Here is a 16,883-nt window from a genome sequence, read left to right as displayed (position 1 = left end):
GCGTCCGACCCGCGCCCCAGGCCGACAAGGCAAGACCATGAAGCGCCCCTCCCATCCCGGCCGCGGCCAGCCCGCCGGCCCCTCCCAGCGCCAGCTCCGCGCGGGCGAGCTGATGCGCCATTCGCTCGTCGAGATCCTGCGCGAGGAGGACATCACCGACCCTGCCCTCGAAGGCGTGTCGGTCACCGTCACCGAGGTGCGGATGAGCCCCGATTTGCGCCACGCCACGGTGTTCGTGGAGCCGCTCGGCGGCGGCCATGCGTCGGAGGTGGTGGCCGGCCTGAACCGCCACGCCAAGTTCCTGCGCGGCCGTCTCGGCCGCAGCATCGACATGAAATTCACGCCCGAACTGAAGTTCCTGCATGACGAGAGCTTCAACGAGGCGGCGCGGATGAGCCGGCTGTTCGACGATCCCAGGGTTCGCCAGGACCTGCACCCAGACGAGCCGTCGGCCGCCTGGAAGGACGAGGACTGATGGGCCGCCGCCGGAAGGGTGACGCGGTCTCGGGCTGGATCAATCTCGACAAGGGCTACGACCTCACCTCAACCCACGCGGTGAGCCGCATCCGCCGGCTGTTCAACGCCCAGAAGGCCGGCCACGCCGGCACCCTCGACCCGCTGGCAACCGGCATCCTGCCGATCGCGCTGGGCGAGGCGACCAAGACCGTCCCGTTCCTGATGGACGCCGACAAGGGCTACCGGTTCACCATCGCCTGGGGCCGCACCACGGCCACCTACGACCGCGAGGGCGCGACTATCGCGAGCTCGGACGCCCGGCCTAGACCGGCGGAGGTGGAGGTGGTGCTGCCCCGGTTCGTCGGCCAGATCGAGCAGGTCCCGCCCGCCTACTCCGCCATCAAGGTTGACGGCGAGCGGGCTTATGACCTCGCCCGCGCCGGAGAGACGGTAGAGCTGAAGGCCCGGCAGGTGGTGATCCATGCCGCCAGGGTCGCCGAAGCGCCCGATCCGGACCACGTCACCCTCGAAATCGAGTGCGGCAAGGGCACATACGTGCGCGCCCTGGTCCGCGACATCGCAGACGCGCTCGGCGCCTGCGGCCACGTCAGCGAGCTACGCCGGACACGAGTCGGCCGGTTTGGGCAAGAATCTGCGGTGACGCTGGAATTGCTTGAGGATTTAGGGCATAAGGCCCGACTTCTGGAGGCCCTGCTTCCGGTCGAGACCGCGCTGGACGACATCCCGGCGCTGGCCGTGACCGACGAAGACGCCTTCAGATTGAAGCAGGGACGGTCGATCGTTCTCGTTCCCCGACAGGTGGAAGCGGTGAAGGCCAGGCTCAAGCCGGGCTCGCGCACCGTTTCAGCCATGGCGGGCGGGTCGGTCGTCGCTCTCTGCGAGATGCGCGCGGGTCGGCTCGAACCCTCGCGGGTCTTCCATCTCGAAAAGAGCGGAGAACAACCCGATGTCGATTACGGCCGAACGCAAGGCTGAAGTGATCAAGACCCATGCCCGCGGCGAAGCGGACACGGGCAGCGCTGAAGTCCAGGTGGCGATCATGTCCGAACGGATTTCCAACCTGACCGAGCACTTCAAGACGCATAAGAAGGACAACCACTCGCGCCGCGGGCTGCTCAAGCTCGTGTCCGCGCGCCGGTCGCTCCTCGACCACCTGAAGCGGACCGACGAGGCCCGCTACCAGAAGCTCATCGAGACCCTCGGCCTGCGCCGGTAGGGGCTCACGCCAAGTTTCCCGACCGCCCGGTTGAAGACGCCGGGCGGTCGGCTTCAGGTTCTTACGCCGCTCCTCCGCAAACAGGCCGGGGGACCAGATGCGGCGCCCGAGGGTCCTCAAGGACGCCTCACACACGCCGAGGGTTCACTTAGGAAATCCTCACCCCGCCTGTTCATCTGGAGAGGATTTCGGAAGAGCCGATCCCCTGTCCGCCCCCGGCGGGAATACGCCCCCGGGACGAGAAAGAAGCGAAAATGTTCGACATCAAAAGAAAGACCATCGAGTGGGGCGGCAAGACGCTCACGCTCGAAACCGGCCGCATGGCCCGTCAAGCCGACGGCGCGGTCCTGGCCACCTACGGAGAGACGATGGTGCTGGCCACCGCGGTGTTCGCGAAGAGCGCGAAGCCCGGCCAGGACTTCTTCCCCCTGACGGTCAACTACCAGGAGAAGTTCTACGCCGCGGGCAAGATCCCGGGCTCCTTCCCCCGCCGTGAGGGCGCGCCTTCGCAGAAGGAGACGCTGACCTCGCGCCTGATCGACCGTCCGATCCGGCCGCTGTTCGTCAAGGGCTTCAAGAACGAAGTGCAGGTCGTCACGACCGTGCTCGCCCACGACCTGGAGAACGATCCGGACATCGTCGCCCTGGTGGCGGCTTCCGCCGCCCTGGTGATCTCCGGCGCCCCCTTCATGGGTCCGATCGGCGCCGCGCGCGTCGGCTTCGTCGACGGCGAGTACATCCTCAACCCGACGCTGGACCAGATGAAGGACAGCCGGATGGACCTGGTGGTCGCCGGCACCGGCGAAGCGGTGATGATGGTGGAGTCCGAAATCCAGGAGCTCTCCGAAGAGCAGGTCCTGGGCGGCGTCACCTTCGCCCACAAGGGCATGCAGCCCGTCATCGACGCGATCATCGAGCTGGCCGAGCACTCCGCCAAGGAGCCGTTCGACTTCCAGCCCGATGACACCGACGCCCTGAAGGCCCAGGTGAAGACCCTGATCGGGGAGGATCTGCGCGCCGCCTACGGCATCATGAAGAAGTCCGACCGCCACGCCGCCATCTCCGCGGCGAAGGATCGGGCGATGCACCAGTTCTCCAAGTCGGAGATGAACCCGGAAGGCGTCGATCCCAACAAGCTGGGTTCGGTGTTCAAGGAGCTCGAGGCCGACATCGTCCGCCGCGCGATCCTGGAGACCGGCACCCGCATCGACGGACGCAAGGTCGACCAGGTCCGCCCAATCGTCTCGGAAGTGGGCGTGCTCCCGCGGGCCCACGGCTCGGCGCTGTTCACCCGCGGCGAGACCCAGTCCCTGGTGGTCGCCACCCTGGGCACCGGCGACGACGAGCAGCTGATCGATGCCCTCGAGGGCAAGTACTACGAGAAGTTCATGCTGCACTATAACTTCCCGCCGTTCTCGGTCGGGGAGACGGGCCGCATGGGCGCGCCGGGCCGCCGCGAAGTCGGCCACGGCAAGCTCGCCTGGCGGGCCATCCGTCCGATGCTGCCGCCCTACGAGGAGTTCCCCTACACGATCCGCCTGGTCTCGGAGATCTTCGAGTCCAACGGTTCCTCGTCGATGGCCTCGGTCTGCGGCGCTTCGCTGGCGCTGATGGATGCGGGCGTGCCCCTGAAGAAGCCGGTCTCTGGCATCGCCATGGGCCTGATCCTGGAGAGCGACGGCTTCGCCGTCCTGTCCGACATCCTCGGCGACGAGGACCACCTGGGCGACATGGACTTCAAGGTCGCCGGCACCGCTGACGGGATCACCTCCCTGCAGATGGACATCAAGATCGCCGGCATCACCGAGGAGATCATGAAGAAGGCCCTCGAGCAGGCGAAGGGCGGCCGCGACCACATCCTCGGCGAGATGAACAAGGCCATGGAGGCGCCGCGCGCCGAACTGGGCGAGTTCGCGCCGAAGATCGAGACCATCAAGATCGCGGTCGACAAGATCCGCGAAGTGATCGGCTCTGGCGGCAAGGTGATCCGCGAGATCGTCGCCGAGACCGGAGCCAAGGTCGACATCGGCGAAGACGGCACGATCAAGATCGCGGCCGCCGAGCAGTCGAAGATCGACGCGGCGAAGGAGTGGATCAAGTCGATCGCTTCCGAGCCGGAAGTCGGCCAGATCTACACGGGTAAGGTCGTGAAGATCGTCGACTTCGGCGCCTTCGTGAACTTCTTCGGCGCCAAGGACGGCCTGGTCCACGTCTCGCAGATCTCGAACGAGCGCGTGGCCAAGGTCTCCGACGTGCTGCAGGAAGGCCAGCAGGTGAAGGTGAAGCTTCTCGGCTTCGACGACCGCGGCAAGACCCGCCTGTCCATGAAGATCGTGGACCAGGAGACGGGCGAGGACCTGTCGGCCAAGCAAGGCCAACCGGAGACGGCGGACGCCTGAGCGTCCCTAGTCACCGACTGACATGACGAGGGCGGCTGCAGCGATGCAGCCGCCCTTTTCTTTTCCCTGCCCTCCAGGGGAGAGAAAGGCGCATACGAAAAGGCCCGCCTTTCGGCGGGCCTCTCAGCAAGCTCTCCCCGAAAACTGTTGCTAGCCGCGCAGCTTGCGCAGCAGGACGTCCACGTCGCGGGCGATGCCGGCGTCCTCCGCCTTCAGGCTCTCGATGCGGCGTACGGCGTGCAGGACGGTGGTGTGGTCGCGCCCCCCGAAGCGGCGGCCGATGTCGGGCAGCGACCGGGTGGTGATCTGCTTGGCGAGCCACATGGCCACCTGCCGCGGACGCGCCACGGCGCGGGCACGGCGTTCGCTGATCAGGTCTGCCTGCTTGAGGTTGTAGTGCTCGGCGACGGTCTTCTGGATCATGTCCACCGTCACCTTGCGCTCGTTGCACGACAGGTGCGGGCGCAGGATCGATTGGGCCTCGTCGAGGCTGAGGCGGGCGAGGTCCGAGCCCACGCGGGCGACGAGCGTGTTCAGGGCGCCCTCCAGTTCGCGGACGCTGTCGGTGAAGCGGTCGGCGAGGAATTGCATGACTTCGGTGCGCGCGGCCGGCAGGAAGCGGCCCTGCGAGGCCAGGGTCTGCAGCTTGCGCTCGAGGATGCCCATGCGCAGCGAGCGGTCGGCCGGCTCGATGCCGCAGACCAAGCCGGCCTGCAGGTGTGAGCGCAGGCGCGGCTCCATCTCCGACAGCTCGTTGGGGGAGCGATCGGCGGTCATCACCACCCGACGGCCATCCTCGACCAGCGCGATCAGGGTGTGGAACAGCTCTTCCTGGGTGGTGGGCTTGCCGGCGACGAAGTGCACGTCGTCGATCAGCAGCAGGTCGGCGTTGCGCAGCTCGTCCTTGAACGCCTGGGTCTGCCGGTCCTGCAGCGCCTTCACGAAGGTCGTCGTGAAGCGCTCGGCGGTCAGGTAGACGACGCGCTTGGTGGGCTCGGCCTTCATGGCTTCCCAGGCGAGCGCGTTCAGCAGGTGCGTCTTGCCGTGCCCGTAGGGCCCGTGGAAGACGACCGGGTTGAAGTGCCCGTCGGCCCAGGAGGCCACGCGGCGGGCCACGGCGAAGGCGAACTCGTTGGCCGGGCCGGAGACGAAGGTCTCGAACGAGAAGCGCTCCTGCAGCCCCTGCAGCCGGCCCTGGCGGGCGGCCACGGGCGCAGCTTCGGCCTCGACTTCGAAGACTTCGGGGACGGCGACGGCGACAGCGGCAGACGTGCGGGCGACGGCGGCGACCGGCGCCATCACCGGCGCGGCGGCGGCCACGGAATCCAGTTCCATGCGCGACTTCAGGTCGAGCCTGCGGCCCAGCGGATCGTTCTGCGCCCAGAGCTCGCCGATACGGCGCCAGGCGTGGCGGCGGATCCAGTCGCGCGCCACGCCGGTCGCGGCCACAACGCACACCTCGTCGCCGGTTTCGCGCAGCGACGCCTGGCCCAGCCAGGACCCGAAGGTCGCGTCGCCAAGTTCGCGCTTGAGAACCTGGCAAGTCTTCGACCAGACGGCGCCCGCCGGTGACTCTGCCATAGCTCCCGCAACCCCCCCGCTCATCATCTCTCGTCTGCCCCGCCCTCTCGGTCGCAACCCCGCGCTGCGCCCGGCCTTTTCTCAACACGCACAAGCGCTTCCGGCGAATGCAGCTATGCTCCGCCGGCGTCTCGATGACTTCGAGATCAGTTGGAAGACGCCTGTAAGACCACTGAGACTAGTCGCGGGCGGGGGCCGGTCAACGGGGATTTTGGGCGCGCGCCGCGCTTATTTTTGTTGACTCGTTCGGACCCCTTGAGCGGCTTGGGAAACCTGCGTTTCGGGGCCCGAAATTGTGAAGATTGGTCGCAGGAGTCGCACCTACGGCGAAGCTCCAAAGCATAAAAAAACAGCGCCCAAGCGGGCGCTGCCTTTTTCGAAATCCCGGTCGGATCGGTGGGGTATGAGACCCCTGAAAATCCGTGGCTCAGGCGCTCAGCTTCTTCAGCTGCGCAGCCAGGCGCGAGACCTTCCGCGAGCCGGTGTTCTTGTGCACCACGCCCTTGGTCACGGCCCGCATCAGCTCGGATTGGGCCTTCACGAAGGCGTCCTTGGCGACGGCTGCGTCACCGGAGGCCACGGCCTCCTCGAACTTGCGCAGGTAGGTGCGCACGCGCGAGCGGCGGGCGGTGTTGACTTCGGTGCGGCGGGCGATCTTGCGGACCGCCTTCTTGGCGCCGGGCGTATTGGCCATTGGGTCGATGCTCTCAAAACGTATCGCGCCCGGCGGCGGCCGGGCGGGAAAATGGAGGCGCGGATATACTCAAGTGAGGTCGCGCGGTCAATGCCGCGACGCGGTTAACTGTGGTCACGTCTCGGGCGCTCCCGTGAAGCTGCGCCAGGCCGGATGCGCCGCCACGAGGTCGGCCATCCGCTGATAGCCCGCGGCGCCGGGATGCCCGCCATCGCCGGCCTCGGCGTCCCTGGCCCACAGGCCGTCTGCGGCCAGGGGCCGGAAGACGTCAATGAAGGGCGCCTGCAGCCGCCCGCAGAGCGCCTTCAGGTGCTCGTTCAACGCCTCCAGCCGCGCCGCCGCGCCCGGCTCGGGCATCGGCGGCGGACCCACCATCAGCACCGGCGCCGTCCGGGCCGCTTCGCTCAGGATGGCGCGGGCGTGGAGAAGCGACTGGGCGGCGGCGAGGCGGGGCGCTCCGCCGTCGCTCGAGCAGTCGTTGGCGCCGAACGAGAACACCAGCCGCACCGGCTCGTGCGACACCAGCCTCGGCTTCGCCTCCGCCCGCCATCGCGCGGCGATGTCGGCGCTGGTCTCGGCGCGGACGCCCAGATTGTAGAGTGTGACCTCCGGCCGCCCCGCCAGCGCGCGTCCGATCCAGCCCAGCCGGTCGGGATCGCCCTGACCCAGGACGAAACTGTCGCCGAAGGCCAGCAGCCGCATGCGCTCTAGCGCCCGGTGAAGTTGGGCTTCCGCTTCTCGACGAAGGCGGCCATGCCTTCCTTCTGGTCCTCGAAGGCGAACAGCGAGTGGAACAGCCGCCGCTCCAGCGCCACCCCGGTGGTCAGCGTGGTCTCGTAGGCCGCGTCCACCAGCTCCTTCGCCATCGCGACGGCAAGCGGCGACTGGGCCGCGATCTTGGCGGCGGCGGCCAACGCCTCGTCCATCAGCTTGTCGGCGGCCACGACGCGGGAGACGAGGCCGGCGCGCTCGGCCTCGGCGGCGTCCATCATCCTGGCGGTCAGGATCATGTCCATGGCTTTGGACTTGCCGACGAAGCGGGTGAGCCGCTGGGTGCCGCCGATGCCTGGCACTACGCCAAGGTTGATCTCCGGCTGGCCGAACTTCGCGGTCTCGGACGCAATGACGAAGTCGCACAGCATGGCGAGCTCGCAGCCGCCGCCCAGGGCGTAGCCGGACACCGCCGCAATGATCGGCTTGCGGAACTGCTCCACCTTGCGCGCCGCGGCGGTGAAGAAGTCGAGGCTGAACATCTGGGCGTAGCTCTTGTCCGACATCTCCTTGATGTCGGCGCCGGCCGCGAACGCGCGGTCCGAGCCGGTCAGCACCAGGCAGCGCACGCCGTCGTCGGCGGTCGCGGCGTCCAGCGCCTGCGACAGCTCGCCGAGCAGGGTGCTGTTGAGCGCGTTCAGCGCCTCGGGCCGGTTGAGCCGGATCAGCATCACGCCATCGCTGGGCGTCTCGACGATCAGGGTCTCGTAGCTCATCGCGCTCCTCCGAATTCCGCGGCCAAGCGCTTAAGGCCCCTTCACCGAATAGCCAAGCGCGCGCAGCCGCGCGGGCAGTCCGTCACGGCCGATCAAGTGGCCCATGCCGACGACCACAACGGTGCGGCCGCGGCCCTTCAGCCGCTGGTCGAGGGTGGCCGTCCAGCGAGCGTTGCGGTCGGTGACGAGGCGCTTGAACTGGGCCGGGGCGAGGCGGCGCTCGGGATCGATGGCGTTGCGCTGCAGCCACCTCAGGTCGCCCTTCATCCAGGCCTGCAGCATGCGCTCGAAGTCCTTGGACTGCGGCTTCAGCGACTTCAGTGTCGCTCGCAGCGAGGCGAGTTGTTCGTCGAGCGGTGCGCCCGCGAGGATGGCGATGTGCTCGGCGCTCGTGGCGAAGACCTGGCGCTTCGCCTGCGGGGGGGCCGCGGCGTCGACAGCGTCTTCGACGCCATAGGCCGTGGAGGCCTTGCTGTCCCGCGCCAGCACCTCCTGCACGATGAAGGCCTCCGCCAACCAGGGCTTCAGGCCGTCCAGCAGCGCCATGTCCAGATCGTACGCCGCCGCCACCCGCTTCAGGCGCGCCGCGTCTCGCCTGGAAAGCAGCTGGCTGAGCGACAGGCCGCGATCCGCCCGGCCGAGCCTGATCGCGAGGTCCGACATCTCGCGGTCTGCGGCTGAGCCGACGGTTGTCTCGAACCAGACGTCGTCCGCCGTCTTGAGCGCCGCCGCCAGCTCGGCCGGCATCCAGTCGACGCCTGGCGGCAGGATGTGCACCGAGCCGAACAGCACCATCTCGGAATCGCCGTCCGAGACGACCCAGACCGGCGGCTTGGCCTGTGCGGGGCTCGCCAGGAGGAGGAGCGCCGCAATGCCGGCGAGGAGTCCGTTCATCGCTGGCAGACAGGACAGTGGAAGGTGGAGCGGCCGGCCTGCACCCGCCGCGCGATCACCCCCGTGCAGCCCTCGTTCGGGCAGGGCCGGCCCTCGCGGTCGTAGACGCGGAAGCGGTGCTGGAAGTAGCCGAGCGCGCCGTCCGCCTGGGCGTAATCGCGAAGGGTCGAGCCGCCGGCGGCGATCGCCTCGCCCAGCACCTCGCGCACGGCGAGGGCGAGCTTTTGGAGCCGTGGCGCGGAGATGCGGCCGGCCGGCTTGAACGGCGAAATGCGCGACCGGTGCAGCGCCTCGCAGACATAGATGTTGCCGAGGCCGGCCACGATGCGCTGGTCCAGCAATAGGGTCTTCGGCCCCTGCTTGCGGTCGGCGAAAGCGGCCTTCAGGTGCGCGGCGCCGAAGGCGTCTGACAGGGGCTCGGGCCCGAGCCCGGCGAACCACGGGTGCAGGTGCATCGTCGCGGTGTTGACCAGCGCCATGTAGCCGAACCGGCGGGGGTCGTAATAGGTCACCCGCACGCCGGCGTCGGTCTCGAAGACGATGTGCGCGTGCTTGGGGTCGGGGTCCGGCGCGTAGTGGAACTGCCCCGGGCGCACGGCGCCCTCCGGCCGCGCGATCTCGAAGCGGCCGCTCATTCCGAGGTGCATCACCAGGGTGTCCTCGCGGTCCAGCCTGGCCAGCAGGTACTTGGCGCGCCGCTCCAGCTTCTGGATCGTGGCGCCGGTCAGCACCTGGACGAAGTTCTCCGGCAGCGGGAAGCGCAGGTCCGGCCGGCGGGCCTCGACGCGGGCGAGCCTGCGCCCCTCCAGCACGGGCGCCAGGCCCCCGCGCACCGTCTCGACCTCGGGCAGTTCGGGCATGGCGAACGCTTGGCATGGGGAGGATGGCGCGCCAAGGGGCGGGAGGCTAAGAGGTTCGCCCATGACGGAACGCGCCGCCACCTTCGGCTTCCAGGACGTCGACCCGCAGGCCAAGGCCGGCCTGGTGCGGGGCGTCTTCGACCGCGTGGCCAAGCGCTACGATCTTATGAACGACTTGATGAGCGGGGGCGTGCACCGGCTCTGGAAGGACGCCACCGCCGCGCGCCTCAATCCGCAGCCGGGCGAGACGATCGTCGACTGCGCGGGCGGCACCGGCGACATGGCGCGGCGGTTCTCGCGGATGGCGCGACGCGTCCAGGCGCGCCGTGGCGGGGACGACGCCAAGGTCATCGTCGTGGACTACAACGCCGAGATGATTGCCGCCGGCCGCGAGAAGGGCTCCGAGCCGGAGATGGCCTGGGCGGTCGGGGACGCCCAGAAGCTGCCGCTGCCGGACGCCTGCGTCGACGCCTATGTGATCGCCTTCGGCATCCGCAATGTCACCGACATCTCTGCCGCGCTGCGCGAGGCGCGGCGCGTGCTGCGGCCGGGCGGACGCTTCCTCTGCCTGGAGTTCTCACGGCCGATCACCGAGGCGCTGCAGAAGGCCTACGACGCCTATTCCTTCAAGGTGATCCCGGAGATCGGCGAGCGCGTCGCCGGCGACCGCGAGGCCTATCAGTACCTGGTGGAGAGCATCCGCCGCTTCCCCGACCAGAAGCGGTTTGCAGCCATGATCGCCGATGCGGGTTTCGCCTGCGTGGACGTCACCAACTTCACGGGCGGGGTGGCCGCGCTGCATACGGCGCGAGCGATCTGAGGCATGAGCGGGCGCCGATCTTGAGCGGTCCGGGGGCCTTCGGCCGGCTGATCGGCGCGGCCTGGATGCTGGTGCGCAACGACGCGCTCCTGCCGCACGAACTCGATCCGCTCTACTCGTCAGGCACGCGCACGCTCGGCAAGGTGCTGCGGATCTTCGCGGGCTCCCGCGCGCGGCTCGGTCGGCCGGGCGAGCGGCTGGCCCGCTCGCTGGAGCGGCTGGGGCCGGTGGCCATCAAGCTCGGCCAGCTGCTCTCCACCCGCGCCGACCTGTTCGGCCGCCAGTTCGCCGAGGACCTCTCGCGCCTGAAGGACCGGCTGGAGCCGTTCCCCATCGAGGTCGCCCGCGCTGAAGTCGAGTACCAGCTCGGCCGGCCCATCGAGAGCCTGTTCAAGGTGTTCGGCGAGCCGGTGGCCGCCGCCTCCCTCGCCCAGGCGCACGAGGCCGTCCTGTTCGACGGCCGGCACGTCGCGGTGAAGGTGCTGCGGCCGGCCATCGCCCGTCGCGTCGCCGACGATTCCGAGGTGCTGGCGCTCGCCGCCCGGCTGATCGACCGCTGGGTGCCGCCCGCGCGGCGGCTGGAGCCGCGCGGCTTCGCCTCGACCGTGATCCGCGCCACCGAGCTGGAGCTGGACCTGCGCTTGGAGGCGGCCGGCGCCGACGAGCTGTGCGAGGTGATGGCCAAGGACGGCTACATGCGCGCCCCACCGGTGATCTGGGAGGGGGTCGGCAAGCGGGTGCTGACCATGGAGTGGGCGCGCGGCATGCCGCTCTCCGAGGACCAGGCGCTGCTGCAGGAGGGCCTCGACCGCAAGCAGCTGGCGGACAACCTGATCCGCGCCTTCCTGGCCCAGGCCCTGGACCACGGCGTCTTCCACGCCGACCTGCACGAGGGGAACCTGTTCGTGGCCGCGCCGGCGGAGATCACCGCCGTCGACTTCGGGATCATCGGGCGCCTGGGCGCGCCCGAGCGGCGCTATCTGGCCCGCATCCTGTGGGGCTTCCTGCAGCGCGACTACGACCAGGTCGCCCGCGTGCACTTCGACGCCGGCTATGTGCCGGCCAATCACGACGTGGCCGCCTTCGCGCAGGCGCTGCGGGCGGTGGGGGAGCCGGTGTTCGGCCGCGCCGCCAGCGAGGTGCCGATGAGCCGGGTGCTGACCCAGCTGTTCGAGATCACCGCCCTCTTCGACATGCGACTGCGGCCGGAGCTCGTCCTGCTGCAGAAGACCATGATGACCGTCGAGGGCGTGGCCCGCCGCATCGACCCCGATCACGACATCTGGGCCGCGTCCGACCCGGTGGTGCGCCGCTGGATGGCGCGCGAGCTGTCGCCCGTCACCCGCATCCAGCGCCTGGCCGGGGAAGCCGAGCTCGCCATCCGCAACCTGGCGCGCCTGGCCGAGAACCCGCCCATGCCGACCGCCTCGGTGACCGTAGTCGAGGAGCGGCACGAGGGCTCCCGCTGGTTCTGGTTCACCCTGGGCGTGGTGGTCTCCGCCGCCGCCTTCGCGGCGGGCGCCTACTTCCTCTAGTCGTCGAGCCTGACTCGCGAGAACCACTCGGCCTGCGAGATCTCCTCGGCGTTGTCCTTGCCGTACATGGTGATCTGGCCGCCCCGGATGACCATGGTCTTGCCGATGGTCGGCATCTCCGCGATCTCGGTCGCGGTCCGCTCGCCGCCAGTCAGATAAACAAGGTCGCCCGGCCCGACGGCCTTCAGCGAGTGCACGACTCCGTCGGTGGGAAAGCCCACGAAGTCGCCGGGCCCGACCGGATGGACCACGCCATCGAGTGTCACCTCGCCCGCGCCCTCCAGGATAAAGACAAACTCCTCCTGCAGCGCGTGCGCATGCGGGATGAAGCTCTCCTTGCCCGGCGGGATGCGGATCAGGCTCACGCCCACCCGTTGCAGTCCGGTCTTGTCGCCGAGCGGCGCGAGCCGCATCTCCGAGGCGGCGTTGAACGGATGCCGGCCGCGGAAGACCTGCGCCCAGTCCAGCGCCGCCGTGCGCACGATGTGGGGATCGTCCGCCACTAGGCGTCGTCTTCGTTGCGGGGGCGGCTGCGGCGGGCGGTCTGGCGCGCGACGCTGTCCTTCTGCTTCTGCCAGTAGGCGGCGCCCTCGTCCGGCTTGAACATGGTGCGTGGCGCTCCGTCCTTGTTCGCGACGGCGAAGACGTTGGCCTTCGGGTCGTAGAACAGCATGTCGCCGTTGGCGCGCGTGAGCGTCTGGGTGCCGGCCGGCGGATGTTCGACGAAGGCGTGGGCCTTGCGCACGTACTGGTCCAGGTTCTTGGCCCCGAAGTCAGCCCCGTTGCGCTCGAAGGCGCTCCGGGCCCGCTCCTCGGCCGAAGCGCGCCGGCTCGCGGCCCAGATCGGCTTGCCGTCGACCAGTTTCACGGGGTCCGTCCGGTGATCGGTCTGCGTCGAGCGCGAGCCCTTGGCGGCTGGAGCGGCGGCGTCCGCCGTCGCCATCTGCGTGCCCGCCGCCTGGGGGGCGACCGCTGAAGGTCCGTTGTCACAGGCGCCCAGCAGGGCCAGCGCCGCCGTCGTTCCCAGCGCAATGGTGAGCGCCGTCCGTATCCCAGCCATCCTCTGTTCTCCTTGTAAGGTGGAGCTGGAACAAAGAAAGAACACAGGTCCGCGGGTTTGTCGAGTCCCCTCCCATGGCCTAAATCGAAGCCCTCACGCGGCGGGGCTCAGGGCTTGGACCAGAAGCGGATTCTGCTGATCGTCGGCGGCGGCATCGCCGCCTACAAGGCGCTCGAGCTCACCCGTCTGCTGCGCAAGGCCGGCGTCGGCGTGCGCCCGATCCTCACCGCCGCGGGCGCCCAGTTCGTCACCCCGCTGTCCCTCTCAGCCCTGGCCGAGGACAGGGTCTATTCCGACCTCTTCTCGCTGACGGACGAGGCGGAGATGGGCCACATCGAGCTCTCCCGCTCCGCGGACCTCGCGGTGGTCGCCCCCACAACCGCGGACCTGATGGCGAAGCTGGCCCACGGCCACGCCAGCGATCTCGCTTCCACGACCCTGCTCGCTACCGACAAGCCGGTGCTGATGGCCCCGGCGATGAACGTGCGGATGTGGGAGCACCCGGCCACCCAGCGGAACCTCGACCAGTTGAGGCGCGACGGGGTCCGCTTCGTTGGCCCCGAGGAAGGCGCCATGGCTTGCGGCGAGTACGGCCAAGGGCGCATGGCCGAGCCGCAAGCAATCTTCGACGCTATCATGCCGCTGCTCGGCGGCGCCGCGCGGCCGCTCGCCGGCAAGCGCGTCATCGTCACCGCCGGCCCGACCGCCGAGCCGATTGATCCGGTGCGGCTGCTGACCAACCGCTCGTCAGGCAAGCAGGGCTACGCCATCGCCAGCGCGCTCGCCGGCCTGGGCGCCGACGTCACCCTGGTCAGCGGACCGACCGCGCTTCCCGCCCCGGCCGGGGTCAGGCGCGTGCCGGTGGAGACCGCGCGCGAGATGCTGGCGGCCTGCGAGGCGGCCCTGCCCGCCGACATCGCCGTCTGCGTGGCCGCGGTCGCGGACTGGCGGCCGGAAAGCGCCGGCACCGGCAAGATGAAGAAGGGATCTGGCGGTCCGCCGCAGCTGACCCTCGTCGAGAACCCCGACATCCTGGCGACGCTCTCCAAGGACAGTCGCCGCCCGCGACTGGTGGTCGGCTTCGCGGCGGAGACCGACGACGTGGAGGCCCACGCGGCCGCCAAGCTCGAGAAGAAGGGCTGCGACTGGATCGTCGCCAACGACGTCAGCGTCGAAGGCACGATGGGCGGCGACGAGAACGCCATCGCCATCGTCACGCGCGGCGGAATCGAGCGATGGGAGCGCATGGCCAAGGGCGAGGTGGCCCGCAGGCTCGCCCAGCGCATCGCCGAGGAGCTCAAGTGATCCCGCCCATTCCCATCAAGCGCCTGCCGCACGCCGAGGGGCTGCCGCTACCGGCCTACGAGACGGCCCAGGCCGCCGGCATGGACCTGCGCGCCGCTGTGGCCGACGACGAGCCTCTGGTCCTCAAGCCGGGCGCGCGCTTCCCGGTGCCGACGGGCCTTGCCATGGCGATCCCGGCGGGCTTCGAGGGCCAGGTGAGGCCGCGCTCCGGTCTGGCGGCCAAGCAGGGGGTCACCTGCCTGAACACGCCCGGCACCATTGACGCCGATTACCGCGGCGAGGTGAAGGTCATCCTGATCAACCTCGGCGCCGAGGACGTCACCATCCGCCGCGGCGACCGCATCGCCCAGCTGCTGATCACGCCCGTCGAGCAGGCGCAGTGGACCGAGGTGGACGACCTCGACGAGACCGCCCGCGGCGCCGGCGGCTTCGGCTCGACAGGCGGCCGGTGAGCGAGCCGCCGCCGCCCGCGAAGAAGCGCCTGCCGATCCGCTGGCTGGCGCTGTCCGAGATCGTGGCGGTGGCGGCGGTGGTGATCGCCGCCCTCGGCTACTGGGACAGCCACCGGGAGCGCGGGCAGGAGGCCCGTGAGAAAGCTGCCGCCGCCCGCGAGCGGCAGGCCGAGCAGCGCGCCGCCCAGGCCAGGCAGGCCTTCCTTCTGAAGGGCACGGTGGAAGGCTCCGGCGAGCGCATCCGCCTGGAGCCCGTGAACGAGGGCCAGGTGATCCAGACCCAGACGGTGATCTTCCCCACGCCCGTGCGCGACGACGAGGTGGAGACCACCGGCAATCCACGGGTCGAGCGCCGCTGGTTCGACGCTGGGCTCAAGAAGGCCCGCCGCAAGGGCGCTGAGACCGGCCGCATGCCCGTTGGTGTCGTCACGACCTACATCCAGGACGGCCAGACGCGCTCCGACCACGCCATTTACATGCTGGGCTACAGCCTGGAGGACCGCATGCTGCGCGGGGACGAGGTGAAGCTCGACGGCCTGTCCTTCGCCCGCCGCGTGGGCTCCGGGGACCTGCAGAAGTCCGTCGACGCCCTCTGGGAAGGCGCGCGCTAGCGGCTACTTCAGCCCCAGCACGTCCTGCATGTCGTATTCGCCGGGCGGCTTGTCGGCGACCCATCTGGCGGCGGCGAGCGCGCCGCGGCCGAAGAGGGCCCGGTCGCGCGCGGAGTGGGAGAGGGTGAGGATCTCATCCTCGGCGGCGAAGATTACGCTGTGCTCGCCCACGATGCCGCCGCCACGGACGACGGAAAAGCCGATCTCGCCCGGCGGGCGCTCGCCGGTGATGCCGTCGCGGGTGCGGCGGGCGACCTGGCCCAGGCCCACGCCACGGCCGTCGGCGGCGGCCTCGCCCAGCATCAGGGCGGTGCCGGAGGGGGCGTCCACCTTGCGCCGGTGGTGGGCCTCGGTCACCTCGATGTCCCAATCCTGGGGCAGGGCGCGGGCGGCCTGGCGCACCAGGCCCATCAGCATGTTGACCCCCAGCGAGAAGTTGCCGGCGCGCACGATGGCGATACGGGCTGCGGCATCCGCGATGGCCCCGACATGCCGTTCGTCGAAGCCGGTCGAGCCGATCACCAGGGCCGGCCCGCCGCGTTCGGCGCAGCGGGCCGCGAGCTGGGCGGAGGCCTCGGCGGTGGTGAAGTCGATCACCACCTGGGCGGCGTTCAGCGCCTCCTCCATCGGGACCAGCCCATCTCCAACCTCGCGGTCGAAGCGCGCGGCGAGCGCCAGGCCGCGTTCGGCCTCCACCAGGGCGGAGACGACCTTGCCCATGCGGCCGTTCGCTCCGGCGACGGCGATCCTGACGGCTGCGGGCAAGCGGGCTCTCCGGCTGACGAGGCGGAGCGTAGTCTCGCGACCCGCCCCGCCCGGTCAACCTAGAAGCTACGCCGCTTGGTAGAGCGCGAATTCGTCCTGGGTCGCCTTGGCCACCGCCGGGCGCGCCATCAGCCGCTCGCGGTAGGCGACGACGTTCTTGTAGCCGCTGATGTCCAGCTTCACCGCCTGCGGCCAGTTCAGCACCGCGGCCAGGTAGCAGTCGGCGACGCTGAAGCGGTCGAGCAGGTACTCGCGGCCTTCCAGGTGTTCGTCGAGGTAGGCGAAGCGGGAGGCCGCCAGCTCACGCGCCAGGGACTTCACGGCGTCGGGAGCCGAGGGGTTGAACAGGGGCTGGAAGACCAGCTTGTGCAGCTCCGTGGCGACGAAGCTGAGCCACTGCTGCAGGCGGTAGCGCTCGAAGCCGTCGGGTGCGAGGCCGGCCTCAGGGTAGCGGTCGGCGATGTACTGCAGGATCGCCGCGTTCTCCGTCAGCACCTCGCCCTCCTCGGTCCGAAGCGCCGGCACCAGGCCCTTGGGATTGATGCGCCGGTAGTCGCCGCCGTCCGCGGTCCTGCCCTCGCGGGTGTTCACCCGGTGGAACTGAGCCTCGGCGCCGGCTTCGGCGAGCGCGATGCGGCTGGCCAGGGAGCAGGAGAGGGGCGAGAAGTAGAGGTCCATATATAGTCTCCTGACGTTGATATTTGTACCGTTTCGCATATTATTGTGG

19 protein-coding genes are annotated in these 16,883 nt (G+C 69.6%); 9 read left to right on the top strand and 10 right to left on the bottom strand.

Annotated features, from left to right (window positions below; genetic code table 11):
- Window positions 1-37 precede the first annotated feature (37 nt).
- The 4 genes from rbfA (at window position 38) to pnp (ending at window position 4,092) form a co-directional block, all read left to right on the top strand.
- Window positions 38-475 (top strand): 30S ribosome-binding factor RbfA, encoded by a 438-nt coding sequence (gene rbfA / locus VIL76_RS13355; protein WP_332045521.1) that lies wholly within the window; start codon window positions 38-40, stop codon window positions 473-475.
- The gene (truB, locus tag VIL76_RS13350) at window positions 475-1,452 is read left to right on the top strand and encodes a tRNA pseudouridine(55) synthase TruB (protein WP_332045520.1); all 978 of its coding nucleotides are present in this window, start codon (window positions 475-477) and stop codon (window positions 1,450-1,452) included. Before rbfA ends, truB begins: the two co-directional genes overlap by 1 nt.
- Window positions 1,424-1,693: a 30S ribosomal protein S15 gene (rpsO, locus tag VIL76_RS13345; RefSeq protein ID WP_332045519.1), complete on the top strand. Its 270-nt coding sequence runs from the start codon at window positions 1,424-1,426 to the stop codon at window positions 1,691-1,693. The genes truB and rpsO overlap by 29 nt, the downstream gene beginning before the upstream one ends.
- Window positions 1,694-1,947: 254 nt before the next feature.
- On the top strand, window positions 1,948-4,092 hold the full coding sequence (gene pnp / locus VIL76_RS13340; RefSeq protein WP_332045518.1) for a polyribonucleotide nucleotidyltransferase: 2,145 nt from the start codon (window positions 1,948-1,950) through the stop codon (window positions 4,090-4,092).
- A 150-nt stretch (window positions 4,093-4,242) separates the two neighbouring features.
- Here the strand turns inward: pnp and dnaA are convergent, their stop codons facing one another.
- From dnaA to mutM, 6 genes are all read right to left on the bottom strand, one after another.
- Window positions 4,243-5,700: a chromosomal replication initiator protein DnaA gene (dnaA, locus tag VIL76_RS13335; RefSeq protein WP_332045517.1), complete on the bottom strand. Its 1,458-nt coding sequence runs from the start codon at window positions 5,698-5,700 to the stop codon at window positions 4,243-4,245.
- Between the two features lie 400 nt (window positions 5,701-6,100).
- On the bottom strand, window positions 6,101-6,367 hold the full coding sequence (rpsT, locus tag VIL76_RS13330; RefSeq protein ID WP_332045516.1) for a 30S ribosomal protein S20: 267 nt from the start codon (window positions 6,365-6,367) through the stop codon (window positions 6,101-6,103).
- A 114-nt stretch (window positions 6,368-6,481) separates the two neighbouring features.
- Window positions 6,482-7,069 (bottom strand): GDSL-type esterase/lipase family protein, encoded by a 588-nt coding sequence (locus VIL76_RS13325; RefSeq protein ID WP_332045515.1) that lies wholly within the window; start codon window positions 7,067-7,069, stop codon window positions 6,482-6,484.
- A gap of 5 nt (window positions 7,070-7,074) precedes the next feature.
- A complete protein-coding gene (locus VIL76_RS13320) occupies window positions 7,075-7,854 on the bottom strand; it encodes an enoyl-CoA hydratase (RefSeq protein WP_332045514.1) in 780 nt (259 codons plus the stop codon).
- A 30-nt stretch (window positions 7,855-7,884) separates the two neighbouring features.
- Window positions 7,885-8,748, bottom strand: coding sequence for a TraB/GumN family protein (locus tag VIL76_RS13315; protein WP_332045513.1), 864 nt, complete (start codon window positions 8,746-8,748; stop codon window positions 7,885-7,887).
- A complete protein-coding gene (gene mutM, locus VIL76_RS13310) occupies window positions 8,745-9,608 on the bottom strand; it encodes a bifunctional DNA-formamidopyrimidine glycosylase/DNA-(apurinic or apyrimidinic site) lyase (protein WP_332045512.1) in 864 nt (287 codons plus the stop codon). Before mutM ends, VIL76_RS13315 begins: the two co-directional genes overlap by 4 nt.
- A gap of 61 nt (window positions 9,609-9,669) precedes the next feature.
- On the opposite strand from mutM, the gene VIL76_RS13305 reads away from it, so the two are divergent.
- Window positions 9,670-10,428: a class I SAM-dependent methyltransferase gene (locus VIL76_RS13305; RefSeq protein WP_332045511.1), complete on the top strand. Its 759-nt coding sequence runs from the start codon at window positions 9,670-9,672 to the stop codon at window positions 10,426-10,428.
- A gap of 20 nt (window positions 10,429-10,448) precedes the next feature.
- Complete coding sequence (gene ubiB, locus VIL76_RS13300) at window positions 10,449-11,963, top strand: 2-polyprenylphenol 6-hydroxylase (protein ID WP_332045510.1); 1,515 nt, start codon at window positions 10,449-10,451, stop codon at window positions 11,961-11,963.
- Here the strand turns inward: ubiB and VIL76_RS13295 are convergent.
- On the bottom strand, window positions 11,960-12,466 hold the full coding sequence (locus tag VIL76_RS13295; protein ID WP_332045509.1) for a cupin domain-containing protein: 507 nt from the start codon (window positions 12,464-12,466) through the stop codon (window positions 11,960-11,962). The two genes, ubiB and VIL76_RS13295, sit on opposite strands and share 4 nt — an antisense overlap.
- Window positions 12,466-13,023 carry a hypothetical protein gene (locus VIL76_RS13290; RefSeq protein WP_332045508.1) on the bottom strand — a complete coding sequence of 186 codons (558 nt, stop codon included), beginning with the start codon at window positions 13,021-13,023 and terminating at the stop codon, window positions 12,466-12,468. The genes VIL76_RS13295 and VIL76_RS13290 overlap by 1 nt, the downstream gene beginning before the upstream one ends.
- Before the next feature lie 114 nt (window positions 13,024-13,137).
- Between VIL76_RS13290 and coaBC the strand changes: the two genes are divergently transcribed.
- From coaBC to VIL76_RS13275, 3 genes are read left to right on the top strand one after another with little or no spacing between them, the layout of a single operon-like run.
- On the top strand, window positions 13,138-14,328 hold the full coding sequence (coaBC, locus tag VIL76_RS13285) for a bifunctional phosphopantothenoylcysteine decarboxylase/phosphopantothenate--cysteine ligase CoaBC (protein WP_332045507.1): 1,191 nt from the start codon (window positions 13,138-13,140) through the stop codon (window positions 14,326-14,328).
- Window positions 14,325-14,780 carry a dUTP diphosphatase gene (dut, locus tag VIL76_RS13280; protein WP_332045506.1) on the top strand — a complete coding sequence of 152 codons (456 nt, stop codon included), beginning with the start codon at window positions 14,325-14,327 and terminating at the stop codon, window positions 14,778-14,780. The genes coaBC and dut overlap by 4 nt, the downstream gene beginning before the upstream one ends.
- Window positions 14,777-15,391, top strand: a complete 615-nt coding sequence (locus VIL76_RS13275) for a hypothetical protein (RefSeq protein ID WP_332045505.1) — start codon at window positions 14,777-14,779, stop codon at window positions 15,389-15,391. Before dut ends, VIL76_RS13275 begins: the two co-directional genes overlap by 4 nt.
- A 3-nt stretch (window positions 15,392-15,394) precedes the next feature.
- On the opposite strand, the gene dapB is transcribed toward VIL76_RS13275, so the two are convergent.
- Window positions 15,395-16,156, bottom strand: a complete 762-nt coding sequence (gene dapB / locus VIL76_RS13270) for a 4-hydroxy-tetrahydrodipicolinate reductase (protein ID WP_332045504.1) — start codon at window positions 16,154-16,156, stop codon at window positions 15,395-15,397.
- A 66-nt stretch (window positions 16,157-16,222) separates the two neighbouring features.
- The gene (locus VIL76_RS13265; protein ID WP_332045503.1) at window positions 16,223-16,834 is read right to left on the bottom strand and encodes a glutathione binding-like protein; all 612 of its coding nucleotides are present in this window, start codon (window positions 16,832-16,834) and stop codon (window positions 16,223-16,225) included.
- Between the last annotated feature and the right edge of the window lie 49 nt (window positions 16,835-16,883).

Origin of the sequence: Phenylobacterium sp. (assembly GCF_036563285.1) — a bacterium.
Lineage (GTDB): Bacteria > Pseudomonadota > Alphaproteobacteria > Caulobacterales > Caulobacteraceae > Phenylobacterium.
This window is presented reverse-complemented; position numbering and strand designations above follow the sequence as displayed.

Excerpts from the sequence above, each read along its gene's own strand:
- rbfA (WP_332045521.1), top strand. The coding sequence starts at position 38 with ATGAAGCGCCCCTCCCATCCCGGCCGCGGCCAGCCCGCCGGCCCCTCC.
- truB (WP_332045520.1), top strand. The coding sequence starts at position 475 with ATGGGCCGCCGCCGGAAGGGTGACGCGGTCTCGGGCTGGATCAATCTC.
- rpsO (WP_332045519.1), top strand. The coding sequence starts at position 1,424 with ATGTCGATTACGGCCGAACGCAAGGCTGAAGTGATCAAGACCCATGCC.
- pnp (WP_332045518.1), top strand. The coding sequence starts at position 1,948 with ATGTTCGACATCAAAAGAAAGACCATCGAGTGGGGCGGCAAGACGCTC.
- dnaA (WP_332045517.1), bottom strand. The coding sequence starts at position 5,700 with ATGATGAGCGGGGGGGTTGCGGGAGCTATGGCAGAGTCACCGGCGGGC.
- rpsT (WP_332045516.1), bottom strand. The coding sequence starts at position 6,367 with ATGGCCAATACGCCCGGCGCCAAGAAGGCGGTCCGCAAGATCGCCCGC.
- VIL76_RS13325 (WP_332045515.1), bottom strand. The coding sequence starts at position 7,069 with ATGCGGCTGCTGGCCTTCGGCGACAGTTTCGTCCTGGGTCAGGGCGAT.
- VIL76_RS13320 (WP_332045514.1), bottom strand. The coding sequence starts at position 7,854 with ATGAGCTACGAGACCCTGATCGTCGAGACGCCCAGCGATGGCGTGATG.
- VIL76_RS13315 (WP_332045513.1), bottom strand. The coding sequence starts at position 8,748 with ATGAACGGACTCCTCGCCGGCATTGCGGCGCTCCTCCTCCTGGCGAGC.
- mutM (WP_332045512.1), bottom strand. The coding sequence starts at position 9,608 with ATGCCCGAACTGCCCGAGGTCGAGACGGTGCGCGGGGGCCTGGCGCCC.
- VIL76_RS13305 (WP_332045511.1), top strand. The coding sequence starts at position 9,670 with ATGACGGAACGCGCCGCCACCTTCGGCTTCCAGGACGTCGACCCGCAG.
- VIL76_RS13290 (WP_332045508.1), bottom strand. The coding sequence starts at position 13,023 with ATGGCTGGGATACGGACGGCGCTCACCATTGCGCTGGGAACGACGGCG.
- VIL76_RS13265 (WP_332045503.1), bottom strand. The coding sequence starts at position 16,834 with ATGGACCTCTACTTCTCGCCCCTCTCCTGCTCCCTGGCCAGCCGCATC.